This is a genomic window from Pseudomonas eutrophicaquae, assembly GCF_023544715.1.
Taxonomy (GTDB): domain Bacteria; phylum Pseudomonadota; class Gammaproteobacteria; order Pseudomonadales; family Pseudomonadaceae; genus Geopseudomonas.
Genome location: NZ_JAMJEZ010000005.1, coordinates 79,135 through 90,311, shown reverse-complemented (window position 1 = coordinate 90,311; position 11,177 = coordinate 79,135). Strand labels below are relative to the sequence as shown.

At 65.6% G+C, this 11,177-nt stretch carries 8 protein-coding genes; 3 read left to right on the top strand and 5 right to left on the bottom strand.

The features are described from left to right. Positions 1 to 41: 41 nt before the first annotated feature. The gene (locus MXC11_RS03750) at positions 42 to 965 is read right to left on the bottom strand and encodes a branched-chain amino acid transaminase (RefSeq protein WP_250005557.1); all 924 of its coding nucleotides are present in this window, start codon (positions 963 to 965) and stop codon (positions 42 to 44) included. Positions 966 to 1,040: 75 nt separating this feature from the next. Continuing rightward, on the bottom strand, positions 1,041 to 4,001 hold the full coding sequence (glnE, locus tag MXC11_RS03745; RefSeq protein ID WP_462938093.1) for a bifunctional [glutamate--ammonia ligase]-adenylyl-L-tyrosine phosphorylase/[glutamate--ammonia-ligase] adenylyltransferase: 2,961 nt from the start codon (positions 3,999 to 4,001) through the stop codon (positions 1,041 to 1,043). A gap of 261 nt (positions 4,002 to 4,262) precedes the next feature. Here glnE and aceE point away from each other — a divergent pair, with 261 nt between their 5' ends. The 3 genes from aceE (at position 4,263) to msrA (ending at position 9,370) form a co-directional block, all read left to right on the top strand. Continuing rightward, entirely contained in the window at positions 4,263 to 6,908 is a 2,646-nt protein-coding gene (gene aceE, locus MXC11_RS03740; RefSeq protein ID WP_250005554.1) for a pyruvate dehydrogenase (acetyl-transferring), homodimeric type, read from the top strand. A gap of 10 nt (positions 6,909 to 6,918) precedes the next feature. Continuing rightward, positions 6,919 to 8,559, top strand: a complete 1,641-nt coding sequence (gene aceF / locus MXC11_RS03735) for a dihydrolipoyllysine-residue acetyltransferase (RefSeq protein ID WP_250005550.1) — start codon at positions 6,919 to 6,921, stop codon at positions 8,557 to 8,559. A gap of 148 nt (positions 8,560 to 8,707) precedes the next feature. Then, positions 8,708 to 9,370 carry a peptide-methionine (S)-S-oxide reductase MsrA gene (gene msrA / locus MXC11_RS03730; protein ID WP_250005546.1) on the top strand — a complete coding sequence of 221 codons (663 nt, stop codon included), beginning with the start codon at positions 8,708 to 8,710 and terminating at the stop codon, positions 9,368 to 9,370. A 55-nt stretch (positions 9,371 to 9,425) separates the two neighbouring features. On the opposite strand, the gene MXC11_RS03725 is transcribed toward msrA, so the two are convergent. The 3 genes from MXC11_RS03725 to MXC11_RS03715 form a co-directional block, all read right to left on the bottom strand. Beyond that, positions 9,426 to 9,965 carry a cytochrome b/b6 domain-containing protein gene (locus MXC11_RS03725; RefSeq protein ID WP_250005544.1) on the bottom strand — a complete coding sequence of 180 codons (540 nt, stop codon included), beginning with the start codon at positions 9,963 to 9,965 and terminating at the stop codon, positions 9,426 to 9,428. Positions 9,966 to 9,969: 4 nt separating this feature from the next. Further along, the gene (locus MXC11_RS03720; protein WP_250005540.1) at positions 9,970 to 10,239 is read right to left on the bottom strand and encodes a PepSY domain-containing protein; all 270 of its coding nucleotides are present in this window, start codon (positions 10,237 to 10,239) and stop codon (positions 9,970 to 9,972) included. Between the two features lie 61 nt (positions 10,240 to 10,300). Further along, the gene (locus tag MXC11_RS03715) at positions 10,301 to 11,149 is read right to left on the bottom strand and encodes a 23S rRNA (adenine(2030)-N(6))-methyltransferase RlmJ (protein ID WP_250005537.1); all 849 of its coding nucleotides are present in this window, start codon (positions 11,147 to 11,149) and stop codon (positions 10,301 to 10,303) included. Positions 11,150 to 11,177 lie beyond the last annotated feature (28 nt).

Sequence of the window (11,177 nt, the reverse complement as noted above, 5' to 3'; positions counted from 1 at the left end):
GGCGGCACCAAAAGACGACGCCACCGCCGCGCACCTGCCGCTTACTTGACCAGCGTGCGCCACTCGGCGTGGGCGTCGGTCTGGCCGGTGACCAGATCGAAGTAGGCCTTCTGCAGCTTCTCGGTGATCGGGCCACGGCGGCCGGCGCCGATCAGGCGGCCATCCAGCTCGCGGATCGGGGTGACTTCCGCGGCAGTGCCGGTGAAGAAGGCCTCGTCTGCGATGTACACCTCATCACGGGTGATGCGCTTCTCGACGATCTCAAGGTTGTGCTCACGCGCCAGGGTCAGCACGGTGCTGCGGGTGATGCCGTTCAGGCAGGCGGTGACCTCGGGGGTGTAGATCACGCCATCCTTGATGATGAAGATGTTCTCGCCCGAACCTTCGGCCACGTAGCCTTCCGGATCCAGCAGCAGCGCCTCGTCGGCACCGGCGGAGACGGCTTCCTGCAGGGCCAGCATCGAGTTGATGTAGTGGCCGCTGGCCTTGGCGCGGGTCATCGAGATGTTCACGTGGTGCCGGGTGAACGAGCTGGTGCGGATCTTGATGCCGGTTTCCAGCGCCTCGTCGCCCATGTAGGCGCCCCAGTGCCAGGCGGCGATGACCACGTGGACCTTCAGGTTGTCGGCGCGGATGCCCATGCCTTCCGAGCCGTAGAAGGCCAGCGGACGGATGTAGGCGCTTTCCAGGCCGTTCTCGCGCACCGCCGCCTTGGTCGCCTCGTTGATCTCTTCCTTGGTGTAGGGAATCTTCATGCCCATGATGTGGGCGGAGTCGAACAGACGGTCGGTGTGCGCCTGCAGGCGGAAGATCGCGGTGCCGTCCGGGGTGTTGTAGGCGCGCACGCCCTCGAACACGCCCATGCCGTAGTGCAGGCTGTGGGTCAGCACATGGGTGTTGGCTTCGCGCCAAGGCACCAGTTTACCGTCATACCAGATAACGCCATCACGATCGGCCATCGACATTTTTTGCCAGCTCCATTCAAGAATTCGGATTTGCCATCAACCAGCCCGGGACGCACGCCTGCGGCGTCCGCCGTGTCAGCCGCGCCCTGCGGCCGGTATCCAGGCGAGCCCCAGCTCGCGCCAGATCCGCATCACGCCGCGGCGCTCTTCATGGAAGTGATCGCCACTGACCTGCCCGGCCTGTTTCTGCAGGGCCAGACGGTGAGCAGCTGCACGATAGGCCTTGTAGGCCTCCTGCAGAAGACGGACATCGGAGCCGGGCAGCAGTCCTGCCTGCTCCAGCCCTTCCAGAATGCGGATGTTGTCGGTGAAACGCAGCAGTTCAGGGTACTGCTGCGACCAGGCCAGGACGGCATATTGCACCATAAATTCGATATCGACGATACCACCGGCATCGTGCTTGAGGTCGAAGCGCGCCGCGGCTTCGAAGGCCTCCGCTGCGGTGCCGCCGGCGGTGGCCGGGGTGCCGAGATTGCTGCGCATCTTGGCGCGCATCTCGCTGACCTCAGCACGCAGCGCCTCGCCCTCACGTACCCGCCCAAGCACCGCGGCGCGGATCGCCTCGAAGCGGCGCGCCACCTCCGCGCAGCCGGCCAGCTTACGGGCCCGCACCAGCGCCTGGTGCTCCCAAGTCCAGGCCTCCGCCTCCTGGTAGCGCTCAAAGGCGGCGAGCGAGCTGGCCAGCAGGCCCGACACCCCCGAGGGGCGCAGGCGCATGTCCACCTCGTACAGGGCGCCGGAGGCGGTCTGCGTGGTGAGCATATGGATGATCCGCTGGCCCATGCGGGTGTAGAACTGCGCGCTATCGATCGGCTTGGCGCCGTCGGTTTCCTGCAGGGTGTCGCCGTTGTGGATGAACACCAGATCCAGGTCCGAACCATGCCCCAGCTCGATACCACCGACCTTGCCATAGCCGACGATGATGAAACCCGGCTCGCTGGCCGGTGCGCCATCGGCCGCCGGCGGGAAGCCATGCTTCTGGGTGACCTGACGCCAGGCCAGCTGTAGCACCTGCTCAAGAATCGCTTCGGCCAGCCAGGTCAGGTAATCCGAGACCTTCATCAGCGGCAGGGTGCCGGTAATTTCCGAGGCCGCGACCCGCAGGCCGTGGGCCAGCTTGAAGTGGCGCAGCGCCTCCATCTGCTGTTCCAGATCATCCTCGGGGATGCGGGTCAGCCGCTCACGCAGCTCCGCCTCCAGCTGTGCCTTGCCGGGCGGGCTGAACAGTCGGCCCTCGTTGAGCAGCTCATCGAGCAGCAGCGGATAGCGGGCAATCTGCCCGGCGATCCACGGGCTGGCCGCACAGAGGGTCAGCAGGCGGCCCAAGGCGCCGGGGTTTTCCGAGAGCAGCACCAGATAGGCCGAGCGCCGCGCCACCGCCTCGACCAGCGGCAGCACCCGCTCCAGCACCAGATCCGGATCGTCACGCTCGACGGTGGCGCTCAAAAGGCGCGGCATGAAGGCGTCCAGCCGCTCGCGCCCAAGGCGCTGCATGGCGCGCACCGGCGAGCTGTGCTGCAGCCCCTGAATACGCTGCCAGGCGCTGGCCGGCGCCTTGAAGCCCGCCTCGGCCAGCTGATGCTCGGCCGCCTCGCGCTCCAGCGCCTCCTGCCAGAGCGGCAGCCATTCCTCACCGACTGACTGTCGGCCACCGGCCGCCTCGTCTTCCGGATCGGCGATCACCTGACGGAAATGCCAGTCGATGCGCGCGCGCCAGTGCGCCAGCTGGTCGAGCAGCGCATTCCAGCCGTCAAAGCCCATGATGAACGCCACCCGCGCGCGCTCCAGCTCGCCATCTGGGAGCATCTGCGTCTGCCGGTCAGCCACCGCCTGCAAGGCATGTTCCAGATAGCGTAGAAAGCAGTAGCCCTCCTTGAGCTCCTCGACCACCGGTAGCGGCAGATAGCCCTGCCCGGCCAGGGTGTCGAGCACCTTGAGCAGCGGGCGCTGCTGCAGGCTCAGATCGCGCCCGCCGTGGATCAGCTGGAAAGCCTGGGCGATGAACTCCACCTCGCGGATACCGCCAGCGCCGAGCTTGATGTTCTCACTCATGCCCTTGCGCCGCACCTCCTGCTGGATCAGCTGCTTCATGCTGCGCAGCGCCTCGATCGCCGAGAAGTCCAGGTAGCGGCGATAGACGAACGGCCGCAGCATCTGCTGCAGACGCTCACCGGCCGGCTGATCCCCCGCCACCACCCGCGCCTTGATCATCGCGTAGCGTTCCCAGTCGCGGCCCTGATCCTGGTAGTACTGCTCCATGGCGTTAAAACTGTAGACCAGCGGACCGCTGGAGCCGTAGGGGCGCAGGCGCATATCGACGCGAAACACGAAGCCATCGACGGTCACCGCATCCAGCGCCTTGATCAGCTTCTGCCCCAGGCGGGTGAAGAACTCCTGATTGTCCAGCGAGCGGCGCGCGCCCTCGGTCTCGCCGCCCTCGGGGTAGGCGAAGATCAGGTCGATGTCCGAGGACAGGTTCAGCTCGTGGGCGCCGAGCTTGCCCATCCCCAGCACCACCAGATGCTGCGGCTCGCCGCTGCGCGCACCGATCGGCATGCCCGACTGCGCGCACTGGCGCCCATACAGCCAGTGGTAGGCGAGATCGATGCAGGCGTCGGCCAGATCCGAAAGGTCCTGACAGGTCTCGGCCAGATCCGCCTGCTGGGCAATGTCGCGCCAGATGATCCGCAGCTGCTGGCGATTGCGGTAGCGGCGCAGCCGGCGCGCCAGCTCGTCTTCGCTGTCGCAGCCCTCCAGCCGCGCGCTCAACTGCGCACGCAACTCGCCCGGCGCCAGACGCCGCTCCAGCTCGCCGCTCTCGGCCAGCGCCAGCAGCATGGCCGGCTCACGCTGGCACTGCTCGGCGACAAAATCGCTGGCGGCCAGCGCGCGCTGCAAGGCCTCGCGGCGCGGTGCCGGCCAGGCGGCGAGCGCGGCCTGACCGTCAGTCTCCAGTGCGCCGTGCAGCGCAGCCAGCGCGGTATCGGCCAGGGTCTGCAGCTCACGCGGCAGAGAAGTCGGTTCAGGACGGCTCACAGGATCTATCCTTCTGGAAGGGGCTGCTCAGGCCGCACAGGGGCCGCGCAACAGCCTGTAGTTTCGCTACGAAATACTGCACTCAGGGTGCTGCTTTTCGCGTTTTAATGTAGTAAAACTACCGAGCCGGGAGACCCCCGGCAACGCCGGCGCACAGGCGCCACGGCCCGAAAAACACAACATTCTCCGTGCCCGCCCACAAGACCGGTCACGTAATATCAGGCCACCGATTCTGGTGACCTTTCCGCCATGGAGCAAGCCATGCAAGATCTCGATCCCGTCGAAACCCAGGAGTGGCTGGACGCCCTGGAATCCGTCCTTGATCGTGAAGGTGAAAACCGCGCCCAATACCTGCTGACCCGCATGGGTGAACTGGCCTCGCGCACCGGCACCCAGCTGCCCTACGCCATCACCACCCCGTACCGCAACACCATCCCGGTGACCCACGAGGCACGCATGCCGGGCGACCTGTTCATGGAGCGGCGCATCCGCTCGCTGGTGCGCTGGAACGCACTGGCCATGGTCATGCGGGCCAACAAGCAGGATCCGGATCTTGGCGGACACATCTCGACCTTTGCCTCCAGCGCCACGCTCTACGATGTCGGTTTCAACTACTTCTTCAAGGCGCCGACTGAAGAGCACGGCGGCGACCTGATCTACTTCCAGGGCCATGCCTCCCCCGGCATCTACGCCCGCGCCTTCCTGGAAGGCCGCATCAGCGAAGACCAGCTGAACAACTTCCGCCAGGAGGTCGATGGCAACGGCCTGTCCTCCTACCCGCACCCCTGGCTGATGCCGGACTTCTGGCAGTTCCCCACCGTGTCGATGGGCCTTGGCCCGATCCAGGCGATCTACCAGGCGCGCTTCATGAAGTACCTGGAAGACCGCGGCTTCATCCCCGCCGGCAAGCAGAAGGTCTGGTGCTTCCTCGGTGATGGCGAAACCGACGAGCCAGAATCGCTCGGCGCCATTGCTCTGGCCGGGCGTGAGAAGCTCGACAACCTGATCTTCGTGGTCAACTGCAACCTGCAGCGCCTCGACGGCCCGGTGCGCGGCAACGCCAAGATCATCCAGGAACTGGAAGGCGTGTTCCGTGGCGCCGACTGGAACGTGATCAAGGTGATCTGGGGCCGCCTGTGGGATCCGCTGTTCGCCAAGGACAGCAAAGGCCTGCTGCAAAAGCGCATGGACGAGGTGATCGACGGCGAGTATCAGAACTACAAGGCCAACGACGGCAAGTTCGTCCGTGAGCACTTCTTCGGTGCCAACCCAGAGCTGCTGGAGATGGTCAAGGACCTCTCCGACGAGGAAATCTGGAAGCTCAACCGCGGCGGCCACGATCCGTTCAAGGTCTATGCGGCCTACCACCGCGCGGTCAACCATCAGGGTCAGCCGACCGTGATCCTCGCCAAGACCATCAAGGGCTACGGCACCGGCGCCGGCCAAGCAAAGAACATCGCCCACAACGTCAAGAAGGTCGATCTGGACAGCCTCAAGGTGTTCCGCGACAGCTTCGGCGTGCCGATTCCGGACGATCAGCTCGAAGCCCTGCCGTTTTACCGGCCAGAAGCGGACAGCCCGGAGATGAAGTACCTGCTGAAGAGCCGCGAAAAGCTCGGCGGCTTCGTGCCGCAGCGCCGCGCCAAGAGCATCAGCATCCCCACCCCGCCGCTGGAGACCCTCAAGGCGATCCTCGATGGCACCGGCGATCGCGAGATTTCCACCACCATGGCCTTCGTGCGCATCCTCTCGCAGCTGGTCAAGGACAAGGATCTGGGCGCACGCATCGTGCCGATCATTCCGGATGAGGCGCGTACCTTCGGCATGGAAGGCATGTTCCGCCAGCTCGGCATCTACTCCTCGGTCGGCCAGCTCTATCAGCCGGTGGACAAGGACCAGGTGATGTTCTACCGCGAGGACAAGAAGGGCCAGATCCTCGAGGAAGGCATCAACGAGGCCGGTGCCATGTCCAGCTGGATTGCCGCGGCGACCGCCTACAGCAACCACAACCAGCCGATGCTGCCGTTCTACGTCTTCTATTCGATGTTCGGCTTCCAGCGCATCGGCGACCTGGCCTGGGCGGCCGGCGACAGCCGCGCGCGCGGCTTCCTGATCGGCGGCACCGCCGGGCGCACCACGCTCAACGGCGAGGGCCTGCAGCACGAGGACGGCCACAGCCACATCCTCGCCTCGACCATCCCCAACTGCCGCACCTATGACCCGACCTACGCCTACGAGATGGCTGTGATCATCCGCGAAGGCATCCGCCAGATGACCGAAGAGCAGCAGAACGTGTTCTTCTACCTGACCGCGATGAATGAGGCCTACGCCCAGCCGGCGATGCCCGAAGGCGTCGAGAACGGCATCATCAAGGGCATGTATGCGCTGGAGACCGACACCGCGCGTGAAGGCCGCCATGTGCAGCTGCTGGGCTCGGGCACCATCCTGCGCGAAGTGCGCGAGGCGGCGAAGATCCTGCGCAACGACTTTGGCGTCAGTGCCGATGTGTGGAGCGTGACCAGCTTCAACGAGCTGCGCCGCGAAGGCCTGGCCGTGGAGCGCCACAACCGCCTGCACCCCGAGCAGGAGCGCGAACTGAGCTACGTCGAGCAGTGCCTGTCGGACAAGGCGCCGGTGATCGCCTCCACCGATTATATGAAGCTGTTCGCCGACCAGATCCGCCAGTGGGTGCCGGTCAAGGAGTACAAGGTGCTCGGCACCGACGGCTTTGGCCGCAGCGACAGCCGCAAGAAGCTGCGCCACTTCTTCGAGGTGGACCGCTACTGGGTGGTGCTGGCGGCGCTGGAAGCGCTGGCCGAGCGTGGCGAGATCGAGCGCCGTGTGGTCAGCGAGGCCATCGCCCAGTTCGGTATCGATATGAACAAGCCCAATCCGCTGGACTGCTGAGGAGCGCGCCATGACTGAACTGATTCGCGTACCCGACATCGGCAGCGGCGAAGGCACGGTGATCGAACTCTTCGTCAAGGAGGGCGATCGTATCGAGGCCGACCAGAGCCTGCTGACCCTGGAATCCGACAAGGCCAGCATGGAAGTGCCGGCCCCCGCCACCGGGATCATCAAAGCGCTGAAGGTCAAACTGGGCGACTCACTGAAGACCGGTGACGCACTGCTGGAGCTGGAAATCGAAGGCGCCAGCGCCCCGGCCCCGGTTACAGATGCCCCAGCCGCCGCAGCCCCGGTCGCTGTCGAAGTCCCGGCAGCTGCGCCGGTGGCCGCTGCTCCGGCCGGTGAACGCCTGCAAGAGGTCCATGTCCCGGACATCGGCGCCGGCGGCAAGGCACGGGTGATTGAGGTGCTGGTCAAGGCCGGTGATACGGTCGAGGCCGATCAGTCGCTGATCGTGCTGGAGTCGGACAAGGCGAGCATGGAAATCCCCTGCCCGCAGGCCGGCATCGTGGAGAGCCTCGCCATCGCCCTCAACGACGAGGTGAGCACTGGCGCGCTGATCCTGACCCTCAAGGTCAGTGGCGGCGCGGCCGTGGCCGAAGCCCCCAGCGCAGCCCCTGCTGCGGCGCCGGCATCCGCAGCGAGCACGCCGCCCGCCGCGGTGGAGACCCCGGCCGCCGGTGATCCGCCCCTGGCGGCGATTGCCCCGCTGGTCGAAGCGCCCAAGCGCCCGGCCGGCAAGGTGCACGCTGGTCCTGCGGTGCGCATGCTAGCCCGCGAGTTTGGCGTCGAGCTGAGCGATGTCCTGGCGACTGGCCCCAAGGGCCGGGTACTCAAAGAGGACGTGCAGGCTTACGTCAAGGCGATGATGCACAAGGCCAAGGCGGCTCCGGCGGCCGGCGCGGTGGCTGGAGCCAGCATCCCGCCGATTCCGGAAATCGACTTCAGCCGCTTCGGTGAAGTGGAAGAAGTGGCACTGACCCGCCTGATGCAGGTCGGCGCCGCCAACCTGCACCGCAGCTGGCTCAACGTGCCGCACGTCACCCAGCACGAGTCGGCCGACATCAGCGAGCTGGAGGACTTCCGCAAGGCGCAGCAGAAATTTGCCGAGAAGGCTGGCGTCAAGCTGACCGTGCTGCCGTTCCTGCTCAAGGCCTGCGCCCATGTGCTGCGCGAGATGCCGGACTTTAACAGCTCACTGGCCCCCAGTGGCAAGGCGCTGATCCGCAAGAAGTATGTGCACATCGGCTTTGCCGTGGACACCCCGGAAGGTCTGCTGGTGCCGGTAATCAAGAATGTCGATCAGAAGAGCCTGCTGCAGCTGGCTGCCGAGGCCGCCGAACTGGCGGAGAAGGCGCGTAGCAAGAAGCTCTCTGCCGATGAGATGCAGGGCGCCTGCTTCACCATCTCCAGCCTCGGGCATATTGGCGGCACCGGCTTCTCGCCGATCGTCAATGCGCCGGAAGTGGCGATCCTTGGCGTCTCCAAGGCCAGCATCCAGCCGGTGTGGGATGGTGCAGCCTTCCAGCCGCGGCTGATGCTGCCGCTGTCGCTGTCCTATGATCACCGCGTGATCAACGGCGCCGCCGCTTGCCGCTTCACCCGCCGCCTGGCGGATGTGCTGGCGGAGATTCGCTCGCTGCTGCTGTGAATCTTTAGTGCATAAGCGCACCCGCTGTACCCGCAAGGCCTCACCTCGGTGGGGCCTTGTGGTTTCTGCTTATCGGTGACGATTGCCGGATCAGCCCGCGCAAGGCATCTTGAGCGGCGTCCCAAGCCGTCCATTTCAGGAGAGCATCATGGTTCTGCGCTCACAGATTCTCGTCCACAAGCAGGCCCTGCCCAGCGCCGAACAGGCCTTGCCCGGGCGCAGCACGCCCGTCGCCGTGCCTGCCGCCCATCTGGTCAATGGGCATGGGCTGCAGGCGCCGTTTCCGCAGGGATTCGAGGACATCCAGTTCGGCATGGGCTGTTTCTGGGGCGCCGAGCGGCGCTTCTGGCAGCAACCGGGGGTGTGGGTGACCGCCGCGGGTTACGCCGGCGGCTTCACGCCGAATCCGACCTATGAGGAGGTGTGCAGCGGCCTGACCGGGCATACCGAGGTGGTGCGGGTGGTGTTCGATCCGGCGCAGACCTCGCTGGCCGCGCTGCTCAAGGTGTTCTGGGAATCGCATGACCCGACCAGCGGCATGCGTCAGGGCAATGATGTCGGCACCCAGTACCGCTCGGCGATCTACTGCAGCAGCGCTCAGCAATTGCACGAGGCGCAGGCCAGTGCCGAAGCCTTCGCCCAGGCGCTGGCGCAGGCCGGTCTTGGGGCGATCACTACCGAGATCCGCCAAGATGTGCCCTTCTACTACGCCGAGGGCTATCACCAGCAGTATCTGGCACGCCACCCCAACGGCTACTGCGGACTCCGCGGCACCGGGGTGTGCCTGCCCACCGTCGCCCACGCTGACTGAACGCACACAAAAAAGCCCCGGCCGACGGGATCGACCGGGGCTTTTAAGAAGCTATTCAGTGCTCGTCCGGCGGCAGACGACGGCGACCGGTGATCATCGACAGCGGCAGATTTTCTTTAAGCCGCAGGCTTTCCAGCAGCGCCGCCGCCACATGCAGCCCCACCAGCGCGGCCAGGGTGTTGGCCAGTGCTTCGTGAATCTCCTCGGGCAGCTCTTCACCCCAGAAGTAGTCGATCTCGGTCATCAGAAAACCACTGACGCCAAGGCCGAGGATGCAGAGCATCATCAGGATCATCACCAGGGCGCCGATCGGGGAATGCCCCAGACGATGCATCGGCCGGCCACCGCGCAGCGACCGCCAGTGCGCCAGCAGGCGCGCACGGGTCGGCCAGAAGTCCGCCCAGCGCGCCGCCGGCGTGCCAATAAAGCCCCAGACCAGGCGCACCAGCAACCAGCCGAGCGCATAGTAGCCAAGCCAGTTATGCCAGCGCTCGCCTGCTTCATTGAGTGCGTAGTTGGCCACGAAAGTCCCGGCCAGAGACCAGTGAAACACCCGGATCAGTGGATCCCACAGGCGAACGGTGGCGGCGCTCATGGCCTCAGTCTGCCATCTTGGTCTTGACGGCTTCGCCGCTGACCGGATTGAAGTAGATCTCGACCTTGCGCTGCTCGGCGTCGTAGCCGTAGATCTCGTAGCAGTTGCCCTCGGTCACCTTGAACTTCTTGATCTGGTAGCCCTGATCGCGCAGGTTGGCCTGGAAGGCCTCGGCGTCTTGCCAGGTGGAACGCTCGGCGGTGGTGCATTCGGTCTTGGCCAGGGCCAGCGGGCTGGCGATCAGCAGGGCCAGCGGCAGCAGCAGTTTTTTCATGGGGAAGAGCTCCGTTGAGTGGGTGTGGAGCGCATCTTCCCCGGTCTGGCTTAAAGCAGGCTTAAGCGCCTGAGCGCTCCTCGATCAGCCAGTCCAGCCGCCAGCCGCCCTCGCTCTGCGCCAATCGGCCCGCCAGATCGCTGAGCAGTCCCGGCAGCTCTTCTTCCAGCGGCCACGGCGGATTGGCAATCGCCAGCCCCGAGCCGTTGAGGCCCGCCGGGTTGTCGATGGGATGCACCCACAGCTCGGCGCGCAGCAACTTGGGCGCGCCGCTTTTGGCCAGATCCTGATAGAAACGCTTGAGCTGACGCTCGTCCTTGATCGGATACCAGATCATCACCACCGTCTGGCGCATGCGGGCGATGGCGGTCTTCAGCGCCTCGACGCAGCGCTCCAGATCCCCCACCTCCTCGAACGGTGGATCGATCAGCAGCAGCGCGCGCTTTTCCGCCACCGGCAACAGCGCTTTGGGCATCAGCCAGCCATCGGCCTGCTGCACCTTGACTCGCCGCGTGCCGGCCATGTTGTCCTTGAGCAGCGCGGCGTCCTCGGGGTGCTTTTCATTGAGCAGCACCCGGTCGCACTCGCGGCTCAGCGCGCGGGCGATTTCCGGGGAGCCTGGGTAGTAGCGCGGCGCGCCATCCGGGTTGAGCGCGCGCACCTGCTCGCGGTACTCGGCGAGGATCGGCGGCAGATCCTCGGCCAGCCACAGCCGACCGATGCCCTCACGCCATTCGTCGGTCTTCTGGGCCTCGGGGCCGAGCAGGTCATACAGGCCAATGCCGGCATGGCTGTCCAGGCAAGCCAGCGGCTTGTCCTTGCGGGTCAACAGGTTCAGCAGACGGCACAGCACGGCGTGCTTGAGCACATCGGCATGATTGCCGGCGTGAAAGGCGTGGCGGTAGTTCATCGACGATATCCGGGGCAGGAACAAACAG